Origin of the sequence: Bacillus thuringiensis, assembly GCF_001455345.1 — a bacterium.
GTDB classification, from domain to species: Bacteria; Bacillota; Bacilli; order Bacillales; family Bacillaceae_G; genus Bacillus_A; species Bacillus_A thuringiensis_N.
In genome coordinates, this window is record NZ_CP013274.1 from 2,736,126 (window position 1) to 2,757,742 (window position 21,617).

Here is a 21,617-nt window from a genome sequence, read left to right on the forward strand (position 1 = left end):
TGGATTTTGTCTATGAATGGGTAGACAAAGCAGCGATTTGATTATATTTTTTCTGTGCATCTTTTAATGCTACAAGTAGTGCCTTTTGAGACGAACCGAAGTATCTATTTTTTATTTCTGTTACCAATAGTGGGTCATTAATGTTTTTATGTAGAAACAAATATTTAACGAATTGTGATGTTAATGCAATTGTCGCTGAGCAATCTGCATCTACAATTTCCCCGGTCTCCTTAATAAGTACAAATGCTACAAAATAACTTTTGAACTTTTCGGTAATGGGATTATTTTGAGGTGCTTTCGCATCCCCTACGATATAAATTGTATTTGAAGCGTACACAGCTATCTTCCTTTCTAATACTGGATAACGGTTTTCTTAATAGTCGTATGAGTGATAAACTCAACGTTGATTAAAAAATGTATCCGCTTAACTTGTATTATAATATAATTGACAGAATTTTAACAACATTTATTTCGGTATATATTCCATAATTATAAAAACAGCTCAAACTCTTCATTTTTACAATATGTGATTGTTTCTTGTACCATGCCATTCATACATGAAAAAACAGCTAGCAATCGCTAACTGTTCTATTACACTACTTCGGCAACACAAATATAGTTTCATTGGACTTAGAAAATTGATATTCTTTTCTCGCAAACTTCAAAATTTCTTCCTCATCGTCTGTTAAATTTTCTATGTTAGTCTTTAAAGAAGTCTGATCTTTCTTTAAAGAAACCAATTGTTTTTTTTGATTCGTAATTGTATCTTTTTTTTCTACAATTACTTCTTGTTGTTTCGTTAAAATAAATTGAACGTACAAAGTAGCCGCCGCAATAAATAAAAACATGAATATAAATCTCCTTAGTTTTTTCTTATTAATTGCTCGATTCTCATTAGACTGTGATAGTTGTTCTTGTATATTAGGAACATTTATTCGCTTGAGTTTCCTCATTATGAAATCCCCCTAACACATATATTTTCACTACCATCGGCATAATCTCTTACTAACTATAATTCTATTCTTATAAAATAAGCTCCTTCACAAAAATATCTCACAAATTAACCAATTAAAGATAGCATTCGACGACATTTCCATATTTACACTGAAATTCTTTATGTATGCTGCCATAAAATAGTAGTTTCTGTTAATCTTTTTCTATTATTGTAGAAGAGTTTTTACACACAGAATATCTTTCCTACATATCAATGTTATAACATGCTTACAAGGAGGGAAAATATGCATTACCGTACATTAGGTAAAACCGGAATAACTGTTTCTGAAATAGGTTTTGGGGCATGGGCAATCGGTGGTGATGAATGGGGACCTGTTAACGATAAACAATCTATAACAGCTATCAAAAAAGCAATTGAGTGTGGTGTGAATTTTATTGATACTGCGGATGTGTATGGTTTAGGACATAGTGAAAAGTTAGTGGCTACCGCAATTAAAGGACATCGTAATGATATTATCCTATCAACGAAAGGTGGTTTAATCGGACATCACTACGATCCCAATGGAGAACCTGTATATAATACTCCCGAAAAAATCATCGCCGTATTTGAAACAAGTTTACAACGTCTTCAAACAGATTACGTTGATCTTTATTTTTGTCATATTTGGTGGCATAATCGTAGAGAAACAGAAGCATTTTTACGTGCATTTGAAATATTAAAACGTGATGGAAAAGTAAGAGCTGTCGGTGTTTCGACCCATGATTTACAGTACATTCATCATTTCAATACAAACAATAAAATTGACATCGTACAACTTGATTACAATATATTGAATCGAAAACCAGAAAATGATATTTTGCCATTTTTGCAAGAGAAAAATCTAGGAGCTGTTATTCGTGGGCCATTAAAAATGGGTATTTTAACTGGAAAATTCACAAGTAAAACAACTTTTCCAAATGGTGATTTACGCAAAGATTGGCCAAATAAAACTTGGTTTCAAGAAGACTTACAAAAGGTAGAGAAACTTCGATTGCTCTCAAATAAAAATCAGACCTTAGGACAACTTGCACTTCGCTATATACTCACTCATCCAGCAGTAAGTGTTGTAATCCCTGGTGCAAAAACAGAAAAACAAGCACAAGAAAATGCAAATGCGTCTGTTCGCCCTATTTTGAGTGATGAGGAGCTTAGCTATATTCATTCAATATAAAAAGCCTAACCTGGGCTTTTTAATTTTGTAAATCAATATCATATTCCATGCTTTTGGCCGTTTCCTCAGCAACCTCCACACCCAACAAATTTTTCACAATATGAAATGACATGTTAATACCAGCTGAAATACCTGCCGATGTAATAATTTGTCCTTCATCTACAAATTTTACATTCTCCATTACTTCTACATTCGGGAAGTCTTTTTTGAAAGTTTGAATACTAGCCCAATGCGTTGTTGCTTTTAAGCCTTCCAGTAAACCAGCTTTCGCAAGTAATAGCGCACCAGTACAAACTGAAGTCATTAGCTTTACTTCTTTCATTTGCTGTCGAACCCAATTTATTATAGTTTCATTTTCCCTAACGCCTTTACCACCTGGAATAATTAAAATATCAATTGGTGGTAAATCTTCAATACTATAATCCGGCTGTACCTTTAATCCGTTTCTTGCTGTAATCATTTCTCCATTTTGGCTAACTGTATAAACAGTAAATGTTTTTTCTTTATCCGCTTCGGTTACAGAAAAAACTTCAAATGGTCCTGCAAAATCTAACACTTCTACATCATTAAATAAAAATATACCCACGCTCCATTTATTTATCATACGTTCACTTCCTGTTTTAAATGATGTAAAAGGTGATCATATCCTTTTTCTAACGCAATATCATACGCTGTTTTTCCATCATTTTTCTTAATCGCTTTATTAGCTCCATTTTCAAGAAGTAGCATAACTATTTCTTCATTTCCTAATAATGCTGCTTCGTGAAGTGAAGTCCTGTCCAACCACCACTTTGTATAACATTTACATGTGAACCTTTTTCAATTAAGAAAGCAACAAGTTCGCTTTGCTTATTCGCTATTGCCGCTTGCAAAGGTGTATTTTTATTTTCGTTTTTTGCTCTAATATGTATATCTGTACCACTTTCTATAAGAAAACTTGCTAGCTCTTTTTCTCCAAAATAAGCTGCTAAATGAAGTAAAGTCCAACCATCTTCACTAAACTCGTTAACAGCATTTGGATTTTCCTTCATAAACTCCACCACTTTTTCCTTATTACCACTAATGACAGCGTGTACTATTGATTGTAAAATCCCCATAAAAAATCTCCCATCTTTCAAAATATTTAAGCATACTCTTCTATATGTTCTATTGATTATTATATTTTCCTGTCCAATAAACAGTTTACATAATAATATTATTCATCTGATTTCTATCTTTTATTTTAAATATTAAAATTTTCTGTTAAGATAGCACTAATCATGTTTAATATGGAGGAGAAGTTATGTTACAAGTAATGCCTTTAGATAATGAAGACTATGATTTAATTACAGCTGCTGAAAAAGTAATCGAAAAAAACTATAAATATGGTCGTCATCATATCGGTTCAGCTGTACGAACTAAAACAGGTAATATTTATGCAGCAGTGCATGTTGAAGCGAATGTTGGAAGAATAACAGTATGTGGCGAAGCTATGGCAATCGGAAAATCTATTTCCGAAGGTGATCATGAATTTGATACTATTGTAGCAGTCGCTCACCCACACCCTCATGAAGATATTGAAAAATGTTGGATTGTTGCTCCGTGTGGTATGTGTCGAGAATTGATAAGTGATTATGGAAAAAATACGAATGTTATACTTTCTTATAATGGTGAACTTGTAAAATGTAACGTAATGGAATTATTACCTGAAAAGTATACAAGCGAAGCAGAATAATCCTTCCTGTTTTCCATTCATTAAATAATATTATTCCAATAAAAAAACAATCCATTTTAAAAACGGATTGTTTTTTTATTTCTGTTTTATGCAGTTTATTTTATTTTATTTTTCTATTTTCAATACCGATAGAATTACATTAATAAAAATGAAATTAAAATATGAAAGCGCGCCTTGCCCTGTGTTTTTCATTTGAAAACAAAAAAAAGAATTTCCCCTTACATTCGAAAAACATTAATATAAGCTCTCTAAAATCAGGAATCTGATCATACCAATCTATAACAATTCTGTCTTCTTCCCTTGCCTGTTTCCTTTAGCACATATGATTTTAAAACTAGTGCCGTTAATGAATCCGTTAATGTTTTATATGATAAATTAGATAATGCTAACAGATCGTTCGTATATAACATTCTATGCTTCTCTAATAATAATAGTACTAATCGTTCAGACGGTTTTAATGCCTCATCACTTTCTAGTATAAAGTCTACATTTTTCATTTCTCTAATTATTACTCCTTATATAAAAAAATACTTACACAATTGATTTAATATAAAAATACTACACAACAAAATCTGAAATATATTAAAATAACATTGTTTTAAAACACTATTATACTATAACATAGAAAAAGGATTTCCCGAAATAAGAAATCCTTTTTTATATTACATATATAATTCTTACAAACTTACATTATATTACGAATTCTTATCTGTTCAATTTCCTCCTAATTTTTTATGGGCATCCTTATGTATTTATAATCAAGTGAAACTTTAATCAGTCCTCACCAATCAAGCTTTTATGAGCCGTTGATTCCCGACCTAACTTCTTTGCTTTCGCTGTAATTTAAGTTGGCGGGCTTACTACCAGTTAATGGGAGATAAATCAAATTTTTCTAAAATGATTTAAACAAATAAAAACAGTTAGTCTATCATGCTCTACACATGAATGACTAACTGTTTTCCAGCGTTTTGTTCTACCTTAAATATTTCTCGCAATATGCGGCTTACTGTAATGACTTGTTCCACCGCCGCCTACTACTACTTTACCGCCTTTTTCAAAAATTAATAATTTACTTGAACCATCTGCAAGAAGTACTATTACTTCAGCATTATCACTTGTTGCTACATAAATTACGTAACCACTTTTTGATATACAAGTTTCCCAGTTCTCATCAAATTCTGATCTTACTACACGATTTGAATACACTTGATTTTCAATTCTATCTTGTTCTTCGTTTGCCAAATTTATCCCCCTACTTCTCTAAAATATCATTTATAAAAAAATTACAGTTCTATTTATAATAGTGACTGTCTTTAATATAAATAGTATATGTAATTAGTAGCAGAATGCTTGGACAATGAAAACACAACAATATGTAAGTAACATACAATTTAAATAAGGCAATCGATATTGTATCGATCGCCTTGTTATCTTAGATAGTTCTTTATTTTCCGTTTCGCACAGCTTCAAAAGTAAACATTTGATTTGCATTTGACGGTTCTTTTTCATAAGCATAGTCAGCAGAACAAGTAATGGTAGAAAAACCAATACTTTCTAAAAGAAGTTTAAACTCTTCTATTCCATACCAGCGCACCGCGAAGCGTTGTAGTTCTGTTTGTACTAACTTTCCTTTACTCCATTTTTCATATTTTAAATAGGATAGAGTAACTTGGTTCAGCCAATCTATTTCAATTGATTTATTTTCTAATGTAATTCCATCACCACTTGGCAAAGAAAAAGTCGATGTATGAATCTCTCCAGTCTTCCAGTCATGTGGAAGCATAATATCGACGATTAACCGACCACCTGGCTTCAGGTGTTCATAAAAACATTTCAATGCGTTTATAGAATCCACACGATTTTCAATTAAACAAAAAGATCCAGTAGGAATGATAATTGCCTCATATTTATATGGCAGTGAAAATTTTTGTAAGCTTCCTTCATATAAATTAGGGTGTAAGCCTCTCTCTTCGCATCTTATACGGCACGATTCTAGCATTTCAGGTGAATAGTCAATCCCATCAACTTTAAAACCAGCCTCAAGAAGTGGGATGATGACACGCCCTGATCCTACTGCTGCTTCGAGAATTCTACCTCTACAATTTTTTAAACGTTCTTCGTAATACTCAATATCACCATTTAAAGAATAACCGACAGGCTTTGTGTAATCATAAAGTTCCGTGCAAAGTGAACTATAAAAACTAAACATTTATTTTCTCCTCCGTTTTTACGTACGGAAGATTTTCATTCAATTAATCTTCCTGTACCTTTACTTTTAATAAAAATTCGAAAGAGCTGACTGTCATACTATATCACTCGCTTTCCATAGAATATAATCATATTGTATAATATTTCCTTAAAAATGAAAATATATAAAACGAAAATTCAGAATTCTATTAGGGGGATGATATAATGAATTCATTCATTATATTTCTTTTACTTCTTATTGCTTTTAATGCTCTAATTTTCTTTATAGCAAAGAAATATAAGTGAATATGGAAAATATCTAGTGGTATTTTCATTCTTGCTGCCCCCATTGTTTTCTTCACCACTTTGCACATAATTGGTGAAAAAGTAGGAGATGGATTCGCTGGAGGTTTTGCGGGGCTTATATTTAATGGCCTATTGATCATGAATGCAATTGTCTTATTTGTTGTAAGTATTTTTGTATGTACCAATAAAAATTCATAATAAACTCCCCTTTCAATATGTAAAGAGCTTACCGTATAGTAAGCTCTTTATTCATAACTATTTATTTCACAATTGGCAATGTCACTTCACTTAATTTTACTGTAAGCTTCGTGCCCGCTTTCGGTCTAATTGTATAATCATAGTCGCTAGCAATTAAAACGACCCCTATTTGATGCCCAGCTTTAAAGACATAATCATCTGGCTGCATGTCCCATGTAAATGTATAATCTTTGCCCGGTTGAATCGCTGTTGAATTTTCTATACTCTTTACGTTTTGTGGATCCATCCAGCCTCGTGTTACGATTTCCGGCTTCGTTCCTCCATAGTCAACAAGTAATGCTGTTAAATTTGATACAGATCGATCAATATTTCCTGTAATTGAAATCTTTGGTGTACCACTTATACGCGTATCTTTTTGCAGTACAGGCATTGTATACACTAATCGATTGGCTACATCTAATTCTGGGTTTGCTACTAATTCGTTTGATTTCATTTTTGCATCATCTACGAATGAAAACATCTTATTAAAAGAACCCATACTTAATGGTAAATTAACTGCTTTGTTACTTAAATACATACGAACTTTTGACGGTACAGCTGCTGGATCCGGCCAATTTTTTAATTTTTCCCAAGTTTTATTTTCACGTTGTACATCAACCATTGGTTCATTCATAATCCCATTTTCAATTCCATACAGCCAGTAATCGAACCATTTATTTTGTGTTCTTTGCCAGTCATTCGTTGATGTTCCACCGTGCCCACCTTGATGTAACCACATTTTACGCGGGACACCATTCTCTCCAAGAGCTTCCCACCACTGTGAGAACTGCTTCGTCTTTACATTCCAATCATTTAAACCATGAACAACAAATACACTCGCTTTTACATTTTTAGCATCCTTTACATAATTACGTTTATCCCAAAAACCATTATAATTACCAGTTTTCCGGTCCTGTCCAGCTGTTAGCTCTTTTATTACTTGTCCGCAAACTTCCGGATTTTCTCTTGTTAGTACTGCTTCTGCCATATTATCTGTATCTTCTCCTTGGTATCCACCTGGCGCAATAACTGCACCGTTTGCACGATAATAATCATACCAACTACTAATCGCTGCGATTGGAATAATTGTTTTTAATCCTTCAACACCAGTCGTCGCAACAGCATTCGGTAACGTACCATTATAAGAGACTCCTGTCATACCTACATTTCCTGTTGACCAATCGGCCTTAACTTCCTCACCATATTCTGTATATGCTTTCGCACGTCCATTCACCCAATCAATAACAGATTTTGTCCCTAATATTTCTTGCTCATCCCCAGTCGTCGGACATCCATCTGATTTTCCAGTTCCAATACTTTCACCTAAAATAACTGCATAGCCCCTTGGTACATAATAATTTCCGTATGAACCAAGATTAACAGCTCCATACGGTTTACCTTCATACGCATACAATTCTTCATCTACATTATATACAGGAACATCTTTTAAACCAGCTCGATATGGACTCATTTCATATATAACTGGCACTTTCACATTTGAATCAGTTTTTGGGCGCATAACTTTTACTGATACTCGGTCTTTTTTTCCATCTCGATCACTATCTACTTCCGTTTCTACAAATAAATTTTCAATAATTGCTTCATCAAGCGAATAAATCGGTTTTGTCATCCCATTCTCTAATTCGATCTTCGTATTTGATTGTAACCTTTCTGAAACTTTCCCATTTAACTTCACATCATTCTCAGTTATGTAGTTTGTTTCTTTATTGTCTGCATAAGCAGTCATACTAGAAACTCCCGATGTGACTGATAAAGATAAGATTGTTGATAATGTAATGGCTATTTTCTTTTTCCCCATACTCTTTCCTCCCCATATATTTCTCCTTTTACTATACAATAAAATTACTGAAAATTCAGTTTATAATTTATACAACAACTTGAGAAATTTGTAGAACACTCTTCCAACGGGCTTTCCAGGTTATATATTCTGATTTACTGCTCTCATATAATCAATAAAAAACATCGCCTATTAATAAACGATGCTTCTAATTGTATTGAATTAGTCATTCTTCATATTAATATAAAACCGTATTTCTCCCTCTTTAGTACATACGCCATAGTCAAAACCATGTCTTTCTAAAATACTTTTCACGATCGCTAAGCCTAGTCCTGTACCTGAATGATCTTTACTACGAGAAGATTCTAAGACGTAAAAAGGTTCCCAAATTTTATCAACATCTTTAATTTGTTCTGCATTAATCCCATTTTTAATTTGAAAATATACACTTTTATTTCTCTCTTCTAAAGTGATTATTATGTTTTGATTTGCTGTATATTTTATTGCGTTAGAAATTAAATTTTGAAACACCATTCCCATTTTATTTAAATCCGCATAAATGACCTGATTTTTAATATTACTGTTCGTCTGCAACTGTATTTCTTTCGACTCCAGTTCAATTTTATGCTTATCTATTATACTTCGGACTAATGGTTCAATAGGGAATTCTTCTTTTTGTAAAACATCTCTTTCTAACTTCGAAAATCGTAATAGTTCTTCAATTAAGTTTGATATTTGATCTGTTTGTTTAATAATTGTATCTACGTATGTCCCATCATCCAATCCATCCTTAATTCCCATAGAATATGCTTTTACTAATGCAATTGGTGTCTTTAATTCATGCGTCACATCACCCATAAATCGTTTTAAATGTTCATTACGATCTGTTAAATCTTGATGTGCTTCATGTAGTTTTTCACTCATGATATTAATACTATCGGCTAACTCTCCTATTTCATCATTCGTTTTCACTTTTGTTCTTTTAAACTTCAAATGTGAAATATCCTGAGCTACATCGCTTAGATCTTTCAATGGAGTCGTTATTATTTTTGAGAGTATCCACACAAGTAAAATAATAAGAAGGAGTGAGAAACATACTATGTATAAGTAAAATGTATTTAACGTTTTTATAACCTCATTTGAATGTGCGATAGAAGTTCCCATTAAAATTATCGTATTATCTTTTGCAATATATTTAGCGAAAAAACTTGCTTTTAACTTCTCTTGATCATACAGTTTATTCGATTGCCCTTCTGCTTTCACCTTCATGACTTCGTCTTTCGTAATCCACAGTTTATTTAAAACTACTTTCTTTTTCGTAAGTTGCATGCGTAACGCTTCGTTCATATCATCTTCTGACTGATTGATTGACGTATATGCAACCGTAACGTTATTTTCACTTTCAATTGTACGAATTACATCTTCTAACTCATTTACAGGTATATTTTGTATTTGCACTGTAAATTCATTTAAGTTCTCTCTCGTTTTGTAAATATTATATTTCGGTAAAAGATAGTTAATTAATAATAAAGAGATCGTAAAAATAATAATAACAGTAAAAGAAATGCTGAGAAATAGCTTTTTTCCAAGTTTATTCACTCTGCTCCTCCAAACTATATCCTAGCCCGCGATGCGTCTTTATAATATTTTCTCCAACTTTTTTACGTAATCTTCTTACATGTGTATCAACAGTTCGCTCTTCTCCAAAATAGTCAAATCCCCATACGATATCTAACAATTTCTTACGAGTTAAAATCATGCCTTTATGATTTAAAAAACACTTAATTAATTCTAGCTCTGTTTTTGTAATATCTAACTCTTTGTCATTTTTATAAACTTTATTTTTAGTGAAATCTATTTTCAAATCTTGAACTTGAATGACATCATCATGCTGTATAAGCTTTTTTGCTCGAGTAATTAGTACGCCTGGGTGAAATGGTTTTTTTACGTACTCATCTGCCCCACTTTGAAGCGCTGCTAATTCATCTTCGCTTTCACTTTTCGCCGTAAGCATTAATACTTTTACGCTTGAATTCTTTTTTATTTCCTGACAGACAGTAATACCACTATGTTTCGGCATCATCCAATCTAAAATAGCTAAATCAATTTTCTCATCATAAAATATTTGAAATGCTTCCTCTCCATCTTTTGCTAATAATACTTCGAAGCCTTCTTTCTCAAAATAAGCTTTTAAAATTCTTAACATATCTTGTTCATCATCTGCAATTAATACTCTCATACGCTATCCTCCATTGCTTTTAAACAAAAACCAATTGTATTATACAACTTCTTTGTTACATAAATGTGACAGGAAAATATTTGAACCTTTTAAGGGTATAGTAAAGACGAGGTGTTGTATTATGATTAAAAAAATCGGGGTCATTACTCTTCTTTGTTTCTTATTATCGACAAATGTGTTCGCAAATACAAATCAACAAATTGAAGTATTTGATTGCCAAAAAGAAATGGTTGTTCAAAAACAATCTTTAGATCCAGCTATTCAAAAAAAAGCTGTTCAATATGCTAAATCCATTACTGGCCCGTTCAAAAACTTAAATGTCGTTCCAAAAGATGGTCACATGATAAAAATCCCTTTATCTAAACCAATTTCTATTACAAATCAATGGCTACAAACAACAATTGATGAAGTACTTATTCTTCTACCACTTAACGAAAAACCTTATATTATGCTTTACGACGATGAAAACAATCCACATTTTTATTATGTGAAAGGTAATCCGAAGGGATTATTGAAAGAAATGAATGTTAAATTATAATGTAAGAAAGATCCCATAAATATCATTTGTGGGATCTTTCTTTATCAGTTAGCAACTGCATTTTCATTTAAAAAATGAATAACCTGTCTTTTATGATGGTTATCATGCTCTATAAATTCTTTAATAATATATATAAGAGAATACGGCGTTCCAGTATGAGGACAGTGTGATACTCCATTGGCTGTTAAAGGTTTCTTTAGGTTTTCATCATGCAGTAATCTAAGTTCTTTTACGAGTAGCTCTCTTTTAGCTTTTGCTTCTTCAAGAAGTTTCATCTTAGATATACCAGATTTGGCATAACTAGATGCCAGTGTATTATATGTATCAAAATCAGGGAACTCCATTCCCTTTCCATCTCTCACTGATGATAATGTCTCACGTAATAGATAGTCATCCCAGTTCATAATATGAGATATTATTTCGCCAATAGTCCATTTCCCCTCTGATATTGGTGCCACCCATAATTCATCTTTCATACCTTTCAATGCATTTAACCAAATTGAATATTCATTAAAATCATTAATAATTTTATTTTCTCCCATCATCCAATTCCCCATTCTAATAATAGATTCAAATAAATTATATCATTAATCCGCCTAAGATAGAACAAGAGTTCCGATTGAGGGGGATATAAAATAATTCACTACCTTTTATATAAATTCAAATAATGGCTGGCTCCTACATATTTTGTCCCTTTCACAAATCCACTCGAAGTATAAAATTTGTCACCCTGTTCTGTATCTGTATGTAAGACAACAATATTAAAATATTTTTTCGCATCACTTAAAATTCGCACTAACAGTAACCTTCCTAATCCTTTCCTTCGGTATTCTTTTGCAATGTAAAATCTCCTTACCCTACCAATCTTATTGTTTTCTATATAGGGATCCTCATTCATCCCTCCAATTCCAATTAGCCTTTCCCCTTGAAAAATACCATATAAATACTCTCCAGTTTTATTAAATGTGTTTATTTTATTTTCATAGTCACTTATAAGTCTTATTAGGAAATTAAATCCTTCTTCTTTGCTTTCTTGAACAAGATAATCATGTTCGTATATCATTAAATCCTTAATCTGTCGAATATGTATATCTTTCAAGTAAATCCCCCTTACTATGAAAATACATAAAAATGCTCTAGAATTATTGATTCTGAGCATTTTTATGATTGTTACTTTATTCAATTCGTAACATGCTTATTCTTTACTTCAGGCAATATCCCCTTCAACTCCAATAAATCATCTATTACTATATCCGCCTGAGCAAGTTCATCTTCTTGTGCAAAATCAAAATTGCATCCAATCGCAATCAAACCGTTCTCTTTCGCTGCGTTTATATCAGATAACCGGTCTCCAACTACTGCTGCTTCTTTTATATCATATTTGTTCAAAATACTTTTCACTAAGTCACTTTTATTAAGTGAGTTTATTTGTTCAATACTAAACGTTTCAGTAACCCATTGGTCTAAGTCATAATAAGATACAATTGCTCGTAAATATTCAGTTAAACCATTGCTAGCAATATATATTGAACAATTATTTTCTTTTATATATGTAAAAATTTCTTTTACATTCGGGTATAAAGCACCGTTTCCACTCTTAATATTTTCAATTAATCTTTCTAAAAAATATGCATCGGTTTGTTCTCTTACTTCAAGAGAATGATCTGGTAGTAAAGCTTCCCAAACTTTCGGTAACGGCACACCCATGATTTCACGGTATTTATCAATAGGTGTTACCGTATCCCATAATTGTAATGAACGCAAATAATCAAAAGTATCATCTAACGATAATTCTAAAATTTTATCTGTTTGAAATAACGTACCGTCCATATCAAAAATTAATGCTTGTAACTTGTCATTCTCTCCTTTTGAACTATAAGTATTACTCAATATATTTTTCAGCATCTCAACGATAATTTCTGAACAATAATTTGCGGCAGTTCTTGCGAAATCATCATAGGAAACTTGAGCTTCATCGTCTGCACTGTCAGAAATACATCTTATAACGAGAAACGGTACGTCATTTATGTAAGCAATATGTCCTATTGCTGCACCTTCCATTTCTGTACAATGCGGTGCATATTCGTCTATTAATTTCGCTTTTAGTTTTGAATCTTCAACAAAACATTCACCACTGATGATTCTTCCTTCATGAATTTCCATATGTAAACTACTACTATTGCATGCAATACGTGCTAACTCTACTAATTCCTTACTTGCGACAAATTCTTCTTGAAACGGGAATAAGTTTTTCATTTGAGTTTTACTTACATCATGGTGGGTAACATTCGTTGAAATAACGATATCACCAACTTTTACATCTGGGTGTAACCCACCAGCAACACCCGTATTGATGATAGCATCTACATCAAATTTATGAATTAATGTTTGCGTACATGCGGCTGCATTTACTTTTCCTACACCACATCTTGTAACAATCACTTCTGTTCCCATGAATTCGCCAATGTAAAAGGGCATTCCCGCAATCGTCTGTTCCTCTTGTATAGCTAGTTTTTCTAAAAGTAAGTCTATTTCAATTTGCATTGCTCCGATAATTCCTATTCTGTTCATGTATGTTGTCCCCTTTTTCACTCTAAATAAGCCTCAAATATTCATCAATATCTTTAGAAATTTGTTTATAAGCTTTATCCCAAAATGCATAACTTGTTATATCTATTTCAAAATGTTTTTTCATAAGTTCTTCCACTGGAGCTTTTCCTGTTTCTCGTAGAAACTCCTTATATTTCGAATGAAAAGTGCTTTTACTTTCTTGAGCTATTTCTAATAAACTAAAACTAGCTAAATAGCCAAATGTGTATGGATAATTATAAAAAGGAACATCTGTAATATAAAACTGAACATATTTCATCCAAACAAACGGCTGATATTCTGATAATGCATTCCCGTATGCTTTTTCTTGCGCTGCTATAGATAATTTTTCAATTTCATCAGCACTTAAAGGACCTTCTTTACATTTTTCATAAAAGTTCTTCTCGAATTCGAACGATGCTCGTATTGCCATTACATAATTAAAACAGTTTCTTATTTTCCAACTAAGCAATGACTTTTTCATATCCATACTATCTGTTGTTTGAATTAAATAGTTTATAAGCACGGTTTCAAAGAAAATAGACGCTGATTCAGCCGTACTCATTGGCAAATAATCATCTAAAAAAGAAGTAGATTGCTCAAAACTCATATTATAAAAATGCCAAGCATGTCCTAGTTCGTGCGCAAGTACTCTTACACTATCAATACTTCCGTCATAACGCATTGAGATTCGTGATTCTTTTTCACTGAAAAAAGGAGCACAAAATCCACCAGGCGGTTTATTATCTCTCGGTTCCGCATCTACCCACCCACTCTCTATTGCATTCCGTGCAAATTCTGCTAATTCTTTATCAATATCTTGTAATGCATCATATATGTTCTGTACTGCAACTGAAAAAGGTATAAAAGTCTCATTATTTTCCTTTACTGTCATAAGTTCATGCCACGTAATCGAAACTCCCCCCTTTTTATACACGTTTAAAGCACTTACTAATGTATCAAGATTTTCTTCTGTCGCATTCCACATTTGTAATAATACAGTTTCAGAAATACCATTCGCATGTAGAGATTGCGTTAAAATCTCTCTATCTTCTATTTCATTACTCTTTGTACTGCGTAATCTCCCTATTTGATTTAAGACAGTAGCGAAGATTTCTTTTTCCTTATGTAAGGCACTTGTTAATAACTCGAATACTTGTAGTCTTTCCTTTTCATTATCACTATTCATTGCAATATTATTTGCTGGGCCAAATGATAATTGCTTATTATTGTGTTCTATTTCTATTTTATTCCTTAATTGTATGTACATATTTTCCCATGCGTTAAGTTCGTCTTTTATTAACCTAGTATTAATATTATCGGAAGTTTCCACTTCACTTTGTTGTATTACTTGCTGCACTTCTCTTTTCAAATCTTTTACTGCCGTAGTCAATATAGTAAGGTCAGATGAAACACTTTCTTCAACTGATCGGCAATACAAATAATATTCTGCTTTTTCAATAGCTTGTATAAGTTTTGAAAGAATCTCTATATCTTTTGTTACAAAATATTGCTCTTTCAACTCCAATATTGGTACTAGAATATCCTCATTCGAATACAATCGACCTAAATCCCACTTAGCAATTTCGTGCATTTTTATAGCCGCCTCCTATTTTTACGAATAGTTACAGATATCTCTCCCTACACAATTATATATGAAACGAGAAAATTTTAATATCTTTAAATATTTAGATTTCTATAAACGCTTCCTTATTTATATTCTTTTCTTCTGCTACTGAAACGCACATAAAATAAACATATGAATGCTACGGCTACTGGGATCAGTACTACTCCTCCAATAAAAGGGTAAATAACTACGCAACATGTAAAAGCTACTATAGAAAAAATTTTACCTAGCCTATTCTTTATTAATTTCATTCCAGCAGCAGTACCTACTATGTATGTAACAATCCCCAACGAATTCGGTATTAAAACAATTTTATCTATGCTAATATGGAAAACGAAACTTATTAACAAACCTATTATTGCAATACAACCTACAACTTTTACTGCATTTGTTGGTGCTTCTCTTTTTTTATCAATACGTGCTAAATAACGCGGTGCAACTTCTTCTTTTCCTAGTGAATAACCTAAACGCCCCATACTTGCAATAAATGCATTTGTCGTCCCTAAACAAATGATAAAAGCTACAAATCCAATTAACCATGCAAATTGGTCGCCTAAAGTTTGCTTAATTACAAGCACGAGAGCTGTAGTATTATCAACATTAATATGATAGGATTTCGTTCCAATTACTGATAATGCAATACCAATATATAAAACTCCAATAATAACAATCGCAAATCCTGTGGATAAAATAATATTTCTTTTTCTAGGTGTTTTAAATTCTGGCGCTAAACTCGCAATGGCTTCCCAACCGAAAAACGACCAAAAAATTAATAATGATGCCTCTAAAATTGGGTTTATTTTTTGCATAGAAATATTTACATTTATATGCTTCATTTCAATATAAGGTAATGAACTTATAATTGTTACGATTAAAATAATGAAAGTTAATACACCTATACATATTTGAAACAATCCACTTATTTGTAACCCATATAAATTGAAACCAATTGAAATACTTAAAATAATTAGCGCTATAACGTACGAAAAATATGATGGTAACGTAAAAACCTTCACTATATACATGCCACCAGTCAAAGATACAACGATTTGCCCAACACTACCTGCTATATAAAAAGACCAACCTATAATAGCACCTACATTTTTGCCAAAAGCTTTTTCTGAAAAAGTAGCAATTCCACCTGTACTTGGATACTCAATCGATAAAAAAGCGAATGTGAACGCAAGTGGAATACTAAGTGCTATCATAACAAGCCAGGAAACAATCGCATTCCCTTCTGCTACACTCGCTGTCATACCAGGTAATATAAGAATTCCTGATCCTAGAACCGCTCCGACGTATAAAGCAGTTCCCTTTTTAATTGAAATTGTTTCATTAAAATGATTAGACATTACATGCACCTCCATTTATATTTTAATTATAGAAAGTTGTCAGTCTATTTAACATTCAAAAGTGTATGTAGTCTGGCATTAGATTTTACATTATGTATTTATTTCAGAATTTCACTTTCGTATTTGTAAAGGAGCATAATTCATGGATGAAATTGATAAGAAAATAACCCTATTACTACAAGAAGATGCCAGAATGACAATTACAGAAATGACTGAGCACTTACACCTCACCCGCCCTAGTGTTACCGAAAGACTAAAGAGATTACAAGATACTGGAATAATTGAGAAATATACCGCACGGATATCATTAGATGCAGTTGGAAAATCAATTCAAGCATTTTTAAGAATTGAAAATTTAAAGATTCCTTGTAAAAAATTTGAGGAAAAAATATACGGAGAACATAGAATACTTGAATGTCACCGAGTAACAGGTGAAAGTAGCTATTACTTAAAAGTAGCAGTTCACTCTATGAAGGAATTAGAAGAATTAATTGATATCGTTATTCTTTTTGGAACAGTCAAAACTTCGATGATTTTATCTTCACCAATACCATATCGACCGGTAATCACAGATTAAAGAAAAAAGGATTGATCAAAAGATCAATCCTTTACTCTACTTCATTTAAGAAAAATAACGTTATAACGCCAGGTCCTGTATGTGCTCCGATTGCTGCACCAATTGTATTTACGATAAATACTTCACAACCGAATCTTTCCGTAATTAATGATTTTAATGCTTCAGCTGTTTCTAAGTCATCACCATGAGTCATACCGATTGTTTGACCTTTAAGGTCTTTACCACGCTCTTCCATAATATCAACAATTCGGCTTAATACTTTCTTTTTCCCTCTTACCTTTTCAAGTGGTACAAGTTTTCCTTCTTCCACGTTTAAGATAGGCTTAATGTTTAGTAAACCACCGATAAAACCAGCTACTTTACTTAAACGTCCACCTCTAACAAGGTACTGTAAGTCAGCTACAGTGAAGATGTGCTCCATATGGTTCATTAGAAAAGCGACACGGTTTAAAATATCTTCTTTTGATGCGCCGCCTTTTGCCATTTTAGCAGCTTCTAAAACGACAAGACCTTGACCAAGCGAAGCACATTTCGTATCAATAATTTCTAAATCTAAATCTGCATATGTTTCTTTTACTTCCTCTTTAATGACAACTGATGATTGATATGTACCAGACAGTTCAGATGAAAAAGCTAAATATATACAAGGATTACCTTCTTTTGCATAAGAAACAAATTTTTCTTGGAAAGTTTCAAGTGAAGGCAATGACGTTCTATAAACAGCGCCTTCTCTCATTTTTTGCAATAATGTAACTGACTCTAATGTTACTCCATCTAAATACTCTGTTTCTGCTTCATCATATACACGGAGTGGAATTAAATCAATATCATATGCTTGCAGCAATTCTACCGGTAAATCCGCCGCACTATCCGTAATGATTTTAACACCCATTTTTAAACCTCTATTCTGTTATAAATATAAAATAATAAAATAAAAATAGTACCTTTAAATTATATACGTAAAACTTAAATGAAGAAAGGAAAACACTTTATATTGTATGCACTATTCTTCAAAACTTGAACTGTTAATACAAATGATTCTATTTTAAACACCTTTTTCTTATTATTTTTCTAAAACACGAATAATTTTATAAGTATTTTGTATCATTATATTTTAATTCTTTATCTTAATATAATCTTTTCAAATTCATACTGTTTAAAATTTAAAAGCCAAATCCAATAAAGGAAATGGCTTTTAAATTTTCATAAAATAACCAAACTTCATTTTCCATCACATTGCTCTCATTATTATTTTGGCGATGTTAAATATTAGTCCAGTTATGATTAATATTTATAGCCTGTACTATAATTAAAACAGTAAATATTCACCTGTAAGAATCACTAGATAAAAAACAAGTTAAACATTTTATAAAATATTTAATTTAACTAGTAACGCTAATAAAATTTGGAGAAGAATTTGAACATTTACAGCTATATCTGTATCAGTAGTCGTAACTGTAACATTTCTAGAATTTCTAATAACAGTTTCTTGTTTATTAACTTGTTTAATAGATGATTTTTGAAACAATTCTTGTGCAACACGATCAGCTTTTTCACTATCTGCTATAGAAATACTTATTATCACCACGATAGCTGCTTGTAATGCAGCTTGAATAGATAACGCAGCTTTTGTATCTGTAGTAGTAACTTCTACATCTGCTGAATCAACAATTGTAATTGATTCTTCAGAAATTTGGTAAGTTTTACTTTCTTGCGCAGCTGCTTCTGAAACGCTAGCATTTTTAAAAGATGGATGAGGATTTGAGTAATCTAATGCACTCCACTTTTTATTTTCATCTGAATGACATGTTTTGTCCATACATTCACCCCCTTTCAATCTAAATAATTATTAACTTGTGATTGTATTTCAGAAACAATACTTTTAATTTGCTGCTTTTTTTCTGGCGATAAATTTTTTAGTTTTTCTTCATTTATCCCATGCCTATTAAAAATATCTGAGAGTAAAAGGTCTATAATTATATTCTTTTGATCCTTATCAAACTTAAAGGAAGAAAATTTGTTTAAATCATCCATTTACAATATTCACTCCAATCAATTTTCTATAAAAATTTTAAATATCTACGAGCATTATATGTAATGAAATAAAAATTGCTTGGACAAGTAACTTAATCTTCTATTTTCATTTCTTTTTGCTAATAAAATCAAAAGCTGGCTTCTAATAAGAAGACAGCTTTCATTCACTTCACATAAATATAAGTTTCATTACTGTTAAATCATGTATTTTATCTTTATTTGTAGTTTTCCATACTTGCTTTACCATTAATCTTGAATATTAATTCAGTCATAATAAAAAGTCCAAGCTTGTACCACGTATTACAACAAAAACATTTACTTAGAGTGAAAACTTATAGCTAAATATCAATAGGATAGACACTTTATAAAATGTTTAGTTTAACTAATAAAGCTAATAAAATTTGAAGGAGAATTTGAATATTCACTGCAATATCTGTATCAGTAGTTGTTACAGTTACGTTTCTGGAATTTTTAATAAATGTTTTTTGTCTATTAATTTGTTTAATAGCTGATTTTTGAAATAATTCTTGTGTTATTTTATCTGCCTTTTCACTATCTGCTATAGAAATACTTACTACAACTACGATAGCTGCTTGTAATGCCGCTTGGATAGATAGCGCAGCTTTTGTATCTGTAGTAGTAACTTGTACATCTGCTGAATCAACTATTTCAATATATTCCTCAGAAATTTGATCGATTTCATCTGTTTGTATAGCTTCCTCTAAAAAATTTGCATTTTTACTAAACGAATAATAATTTAATGATTCGCAATCTTCTTTCTTTGGTTCACAATCCTCTTTTTTTGGCTCGCAATCCTCTTTTTTCGGCTCACAATCCTCTTTTTTTGGCTCACAATCCTCTTTTTTTGGCTCAGGAACTCGTTTTTTCGGCTCAAACTCCCGGTTTAATGGATCCCGATTTTTCTTTCTTCTACAAACTTCACATTCACACATAAAATCACCCCTTTTAGTCTTAAAATTAGCAATATTAAAATATTGACTAACTACTAGCATTTTATGTATTTTTTTAAAATTTGTTTGGACAAGTAACTTAATCTTCTACTTCTTTTTCTAATAAAAAAAGCTGCCTTCTAATAAGAAGACAACTTTCTTTGTGACTACTCTAGAATAGATTTCATACAATATAATTGTTCCTTCCTTATAACCTGAGTTCGTCACTTTAGTTATAAAAATGTGGGTATATCCTATAACCTTTTTAGGGATCATCCATAATTTATTTCATAAAAAGTGCTTTGTTTTACTGAAAGGTGGTTGCGGAAACAACCGCCTTTTTATTCGGAACAAAATAAAACTTTTATATAAAAGGCCCATAATTAAATACACTTAACTTCATATGATATATTGCATCCTTTCTTTTTAGAATGAGTAGTCGTTACTGAAGGGCACTTTTCGAAGTGCTCTTATCTTTAAATCCCTTTTCTTTTTCAGGAGGTTTTTTTTCTAAATCCTAATACGATTTTTATCACTCAGGCTGGTGATTATTATATTTCCTTACTAGTTCCAATAATATAGTAGCTACACCAATTAAAATAAGCCTATAAACTCTATACGCTTAAATAATAATGCGTTACCAAACACACGAAATAGTTTTACACTAAATTCACAAGGTTCTTATCCTCTTTTAGTTGAAGTAATCATTTCAATACCAGCAAATCCACACCTTTAACTAACAAATTTAGCAAATGTGCTATATCAAGGTTCTTTTGATATAGCATCTTATGTTTTATATAATAAAGATAGTGCTAGTATTCCGAAGGAGGATGTCTATGAGTATTCAAATGGCTACATCTAACGATTTAGAATGGATTAATAATCAATATGACTCAATAGGATTTGTACGAAGTGATTTAAAAAGAGATAAAGTTGCAATCATTACATACAACAACGAGTATGCAGGTGTGGGACGATTAGTCCAAATAGATGATGATACTATAGAAATGGGTGGAATTTTTATTCTCCCTCAATTTAGAGGGTTACATTTAGCTGGGGAACTTGTATCATTTTTAGTAGAAACTGCGAAAAAATTACAAGTAAAAAATGTATATTGTCTTCCTTTTGAGGAATTAGAAAACTTTTATAAGAAATATGGCTTTACTGAAGTTGATGCTACAAAAGAAGTTATCCATCCAATTATTCTAAAAAAATATAACTGGTGTTTGGATACTTATGATAAACATGTTTTACTATTTAAGTTGTGAGTTTCTAAATTAGGATTTAACACCTTGTATTTCCCC

At 31.7% G+C, this 21,617-nt stretch carries 23 protein-coding genes and 2 pseudogenes; 6 read left to right on the plus strand and 19 right to left on the minus strand.

Annotation, left to right across the window (positions count from 1 at the left end; genetic code table 11):
• Nucleotides 1-10: 10 nt before the first annotated feature.
• Together ATN06_RS14315 and ATN06_RS14320 are read right to left on the minus strand one after the other, a co-directional pair.
• On the minus strand, nt 11-337 hold the full coding sequence (locus ATN06_RS14315; RefSeq protein ID WP_060631199.1) for a DUF3870 domain-containing protein: 327 nt from the start codon (nt 335-337) through the stop codon (nt 11-13).
• A gap of 259 nt (nt 338-596) precedes the next feature.
• Entirely contained in the window at nt 597-953 is a 357-nt protein-coding gene (locus ATN06_RS14320) for an FtsB family cell division protein (protein WP_060631200.1), read from the minus strand.
• Nucleotides 954-1,238: 285 nt separating this feature from the next.
• On the opposite strand from ATN06_RS14320, the gene ATN06_RS14325 reads away from it, so the two are divergent.
• Nucleotides 1,239-2,165: an aldo/keto reductase gene (locus ATN06_RS14325; protein ID WP_060631201.1), complete on the plus strand. Its 927-nt coding sequence runs from the start codon at nt 1,239-1,241 to the stop codon at nt 2,163-2,165.
• Nucleotides 2,166-2,184: 19 nt separating this feature from the next.
• Here the strand turns inward: ATN06_RS14325 and ATN06_RS14330 are convergent, their stop codons facing one another.
• Both ATN06_RS14330 and ATN06_RS14335 read right to left on the minus strand, forming a co-directional pair.
• Nucleotides 2,185-2,769: a DJ-1/PfpI family protein gene (locus tag ATN06_RS14330; RefSeq protein WP_060631202.1), complete on the minus strand. Its 585-nt coding sequence runs from the start codon at nt 2,767-2,769 to the stop codon at nt 2,185-2,187.
• Nucleotides 2,766-3,262, minus strand: a pseudogene (locus ATN06_RS14335) (ankyrin repeat domain-containing protein). The gene ATN06_RS14330 and the pseudogene ATN06_RS14335 overlap by 4 nt, the downstream one beginning before the upstream one ends.
• A 185-nt stretch (nt 3,263-3,447) precedes the next feature.
• On the opposite strand from ATN06_RS14335, the gene ATN06_RS14340 reads away from it, so the two are divergent.
• Nucleotides 3,448-3,879 (plus strand): cytidine deaminase, encoded by a 432-nt coding sequence (locus tag ATN06_RS14340; protein ID WP_060631203.1) that lies wholly within the window; start codon nt 3,448-3,450, stop codon nt 3,877-3,879.
• Between the two features lie 266 nt (nt 3,880-4,145).
• Here the strand turns inward: ATN06_RS14340 and ATN06_RS14345 are convergent, their stop codons facing one another.
• From ATN06_RS14345 to ATN06_RS14355, 3 genes are all read right to left on the minus strand, one after another.
• Nucleotides 4,146-4,376: a hypothetical protein gene (locus ATN06_RS14345; protein WP_029438660.1), complete on the minus strand. Its 231-nt coding sequence runs from the start codon at nt 4,374-4,376 to the stop codon at nt 4,146-4,148.
• 481 nt (nt 4,377-4,857) lie between these two features.
• Entirely contained in the window at nt 4,858-5,121 is a 264-nt protein-coding gene (locus ATN06_RS14350) for a hypothetical protein (RefSeq protein WP_060631204.1), read from the minus strand.
• Between the two features lie 202 nt (nt 5,122-5,323).
• Nucleotides 5,324-6,088 (minus strand): class I SAM-dependent methyltransferase, encoded by a 765-nt coding sequence (locus ATN06_RS14355; RefSeq protein WP_060631205.1) that lies wholly within the window; start codon nt 6,086-6,088, stop codon nt 5,324-5,326.
• Between the two features lie 203 nt (nt 6,089-6,291).
• Between ATN06_RS14355 and ATN06_RS14360 the strand changes: the two are divergent.
• Nucleotides 6,292-6,570 (plus strand): annotated as a pseudogene (locus tag ATN06_RS14360) (hypothetical protein).
• Nucleotides 6,571-6,631: 61 nt separating this feature from the next.
• Here the strand turns inward: ATN06_RS14360 and ATN06_RS14365 are convergent.
• From ATN06_RS14365 to ATN06_RS14375, 3 genes are all read right to left on the minus strand, one after another.
• Nucleotides 6,632-8,428: a Xaa-Pro dipeptidyl-peptidase gene (locus ATN06_RS14365; RefSeq protein WP_060631206.1), complete on the minus strand. Its 1,797-nt coding sequence runs from the start codon at nt 8,426-8,428 to the stop codon at nt 6,632-6,634.
• 201 nt (nt 8,429-8,629) lie between these two features.
• The gene (locus tag ATN06_RS14370; protein ID WP_060631207.1) at nt 8,630-10,006 is read right to left on the minus strand and encodes a HAMP domain-containing sensor histidine kinase; all 1,377 of its coding nucleotides are present in this window, start codon (nt 10,004-10,006) and stop codon (nt 8,630-8,632) included.
• Nucleotides 9,999-10,646, minus strand: coding sequence for a response regulator transcription factor (locus ATN06_RS14375; RefSeq protein ID WP_060631208.1), 648 nt, complete (start codon nt 10,644-10,646; stop codon nt 9,999-10,001). Before ATN06_RS14375 ends, ATN06_RS14370 begins: the two co-directional genes overlap by 8 nt.
• 121 nt (nt 10,647-10,767) lie before the next feature.
• On the opposite strand from ATN06_RS14375, the gene ATN06_RS14380 reads away from it, so the two are divergent.
• A complete protein-coding gene (locus tag ATN06_RS14380) occupies nt 10,768-11,184 on the plus strand; it encodes a hypothetical protein (RefSeq protein ID WP_060631209.1) in 417 nt (138 codons plus the stop codon).
• A 44-nt stretch (nt 11,185-11,228) separates the two neighbouring features.
• Here ATN06_RS14380 and ATN06_RS14385 read toward each other — a convergent pair whose 3' ends face one another.
• The 5 genes from ATN06_RS14385 to ATN06_RS14405 all read right to left on the minus strand — a co-directional run bounded on the left by ATN06_RS14385 (nt 11,229) and on the right by ATN06_RS14405 (nt 16,752).
• The gene (locus tag ATN06_RS14385) at nt 11,229-11,726 is read right to left on the minus strand and encodes a DinB family protein (RefSeq protein ID WP_060631210.1); all 498 of its coding nucleotides are present in this window, start codon (nt 11,724-11,726) and stop codon (nt 11,229-11,231) included.
• A 101-nt stretch (nt 11,727-11,827) separates the two neighbouring features.
• A complete protein-coding gene (locus tag ATN06_RS14390; RefSeq protein ID WP_060631211.1) occupies nt 11,828-12,283 on the minus strand; it encodes a GNAT family N-acetyltransferase in 456 nt (151 codons plus the stop codon).
• A gap of 80 nt (nt 12,284-12,363) precedes the next feature.
• On the minus strand, nt 12,364-13,755 hold the full coding sequence (locus ATN06_RS14395; protein ID WP_060631212.1) for a 5'-methylthioadenosine/adenosylhomocysteine nucleosidase: 1,392 nt from the start codon (nt 13,753-13,755) through the stop codon (nt 12,364-12,366).
• A gap of 22 nt (nt 13,756-13,777) precedes the next feature.
• Nucleotides 13,778-15,367, minus strand: a complete 1,590-nt coding sequence (locus tag ATN06_RS14400; protein ID WP_060631213.1) for a M3 family metallopeptidase — start codon at nt 15,365-15,367, stop codon at nt 13,778-13,780.
• 116 nt (nt 15,368-15,483) lie between these two features.
• Nucleotides 15,484-16,752, minus strand: coding sequence for an APC family permease (locus ATN06_RS14405; RefSeq protein ID WP_060631214.1), 1,269 nt, complete (start codon nt 16,750-16,752; stop codon nt 15,484-15,486).
• A gap of 142 nt (nt 16,753-16,894) precedes the next feature.
• Between ATN06_RS14405 and ATN06_RS14410 the strand changes: the two genes are divergently transcribed.
• Complete coding sequence (locus ATN06_RS14410; protein WP_060631215.1) at nt 16,895-17,329, plus strand: Lrp/AsnC family transcriptional regulator; 435 nt, start codon at nt 16,895-16,897, stop codon at nt 17,327-17,329.
• A gap of 31 nt (nt 17,330-17,360) precedes the next feature.
• Here ATN06_RS14410 and ATN06_RS14415 read toward each other — a convergent pair whose 3' ends face one another.
• From ATN06_RS14415 to ATN06_RS14430, 4 genes are all read right to left on the minus strand, one after another.
• Nucleotides 17,361-18,221 carry a DegV family protein gene (locus tag ATN06_RS14415; RefSeq protein WP_060487101.1) on the minus strand — a complete coding sequence of 287 codons (861 nt, stop codon included), beginning with the start codon at nt 18,219-18,221 and terminating at the stop codon, nt 17,361-17,363.
• Nucleotides 18,222-18,695: 474 nt separating this feature from the next.
• On the minus strand, nt 18,696-19,148 hold the full coding sequence (locus ATN06_RS14420) for a spore coat protein (protein WP_060631216.1): 453 nt from the start codon (nt 19,146-19,148) through the stop codon (nt 18,696-18,698).
• A gap of 14 nt (nt 19,149-19,162) precedes the next feature.
• Nucleotides 19,163-19,363 (minus strand): spore coat protein W, encoded by a 201-nt coding sequence (locus ATN06_RS14425; RefSeq protein ID WP_000342253.1) that lies wholly within the window; start codon nt 19,361-19,363, stop codon nt 19,163-19,165.
• A gap of 362 nt (nt 19,364-19,725) precedes the next feature.
• Nucleotides 19,726-20,316 carry a spore coat protein gene (locus tag ATN06_RS14430; protein WP_060487104.1) on the minus strand — a complete coding sequence of 197 codons (591 nt, stop codon included), beginning with the start codon at nt 20,314-20,316 and terminating at the stop codon, nt 19,726-19,728.
• An 833-nt stretch (nt 20,317-21,149) separates the two neighbouring features.
• On the opposite strand from ATN06_RS14430, the gene ATN06_RS14435 reads away from it, so the two are divergent.
• Entirely contained in the window at nt 21,150-21,581 is a 432-nt protein-coding gene (locus ATN06_RS14435; RefSeq protein WP_060631217.1) for a GNAT family N-acetyltransferase, read from the plus strand.
• Nucleotides 21,582-21,617 lie beyond the last annotated feature (36 nt).

Bases quoted from the DNA above. Each gene is read 5' to 3' on its own strand.
- ATN06_RS14405 (WP_060631214.1), bottom strand. From the start codon at position 16,752: ATGTCTAATCATTTTAATGAAACAATTTCAATTAAAAAGGGAACTGCT.
- ATN06_RS14395 (WP_060631212.1), bottom strand. From the start codon at position 13,755: ATGAACAGAATAGGAATTATCGGAGCAATGCAAATTGAAATAGACTTA.
- ATN06_RS14365 (WP_060631206.1), bottom strand. From the start codon at position 8,428: ATGGGGAAAAAGAAAATAGCCATTACATTATCAACAATCTTATCTTTA.
- ATN06_RS14355 (WP_060631205.1), bottom strand. From the start codon at position 6,088: ATGTTTAGTTTTTATAGTTCACTTTGCACGGAACTTTATGATTACACA.
- ATN06_RS14430 (WP_060487104.1), bottom strand. From the start codon at position 20,316: ATGTGTGAATGTGAAGTTTGTAGAAGAAAGAAAAATCGGGATCCATTA.
- ATN06_RS14400 (WP_060631213.1), bottom strand. From the start codon at position 15,367: ATGCACGAAATTGCTAAGTGGGATTTAGGTCGATTGTATTCGAATGAG.
- ATN06_RS14375 (WP_060631208.1), bottom strand. From the start codon at position 10,646: ATGAGAGTATTAATTGCAGATGATGAACAAGATATGTTAAGAATTTTA.
- ATN06_RS14325 (WP_060631201.1), top strand. From the start codon at position 1,239: ATGCATTACCGTACATTAGGTAAAACCGGAATAACTGTTTCTGAAATA.
- ATN06_RS14425 (WP_000342253.1), bottom strand. From the start codon at position 19,363: ATGGATGATTTAAACAAATTTTCTTCCTTTAAGTTTGATAAGGATCAA.
- ATN06_RS14410 (WP_060631215.1), top strand. From the start codon at position 16,895: ATGGATGAAATTGATAAGAAAATAACCCTATTACTACAAGAAGATGCC.
- ATN06_RS14330 (WP_060631202.1), bottom strand. From the start codon at position 2,769: ATGATAAATAAATGGAGCGTGGGTATATTTTTATTTAATGATGTAGAA.
- ATN06_RS14415 (WP_060487101.1), bottom strand. From the start codon at position 18,221: ATGGGTGTTAAAATCATTACGGATAGTGCGGCGGATTTACCGGTAGAA.
- ATN06_RS14345 (WP_029438660.1), bottom strand. From the start codon at position 4,376: ATGAAAAATGTAGACTTTATACTAGAAAGTGATGAGGCATTAAAACCG.
- ATN06_RS14420 (WP_060631216.1), bottom strand. From the start codon at position 19,148: ATGGACAAAACATGTCATTCAGATGAAAATAAAAAGTGGAGTGCATTA.
- ATN06_RS14340 (WP_060631203.1), top strand. From the start codon at position 3,448: ATGTTACAAGTAATGCCTTTAGATAATGAAGACTATGATTTAATTACA.
- ATN06_RS14380 (WP_060631209.1), top strand. From the start codon at position 10,768: ATGATTAAAAAAATCGGGGTCATTACTCTTCTTTGTTTCTTATTATCG.
- ATN06_RS14435 (WP_060631217.1), top strand. From the start codon at position 21,150: ATGAGTATTCAAATGGCTACATCTAACGATTTAGAATGGATTAATAAT.
- ATN06_RS14385 (WP_060631210.1), bottom strand. From the start codon at position 11,726: ATGGGAGAAAATAAAATTATTAATGATTTTAATGAATATTCAATTTGG.
- ATN06_RS14320 (WP_060631200.1), bottom strand. From the start codon at position 953: ATGAGGAAACTCAAGCGAATAAATGTTCCTAATATACAAGAACAACTA.